General features: G+C 49.6%; 1 protein-coding gene. It reads right to left on the bottom strand.

Features of this window, described 5'->3' with window-relative positions:
- The coding region (gene cydB / locus ACM615_RS24125; protein WP_431012667.1) for a cytochrome d ubiquinol oxidase subunit II at positions 1-226 on the bottom strand (226 nt) is incomplete at both ends.

The following is a 226-nucleotide window of genomic DNA, read 5'->3' as shown; positions in this document are numbered from 1 at the left end:
AGCCAAGTTGGATTGTGTATCATACTGCGATATTTAAACCCCACAGGGCGGAAAAATAACGCCCACAATACTGCCATCAACGCCCAATAAAAACCGCTAAAGGCAGTGGCGTACACCATCGGCCATGCCGCAAAAATCGCGCCACCTGCCGTGATAAACCATACTTGGTTACCCTCCCAGTGCGGACCAATGGTATTGATAATCACCCGGCGCTCTTCATCATCTT

Source organism: Rahnella sp. PAMC25617, from assembly GCF_050606005.1.
GTDB classification, from domain to species: Bacteria; Pseudomonadota; Gammaproteobacteria; order Enterobacterales; family Enterobacteriaceae; genus Rahnella; species Rahnella variigena.
The sequence above is the reverse complement of the archived record's forward strand: the minus strand, read 5'-3'. Positions and strand labels throughout refer to the sequence as shown.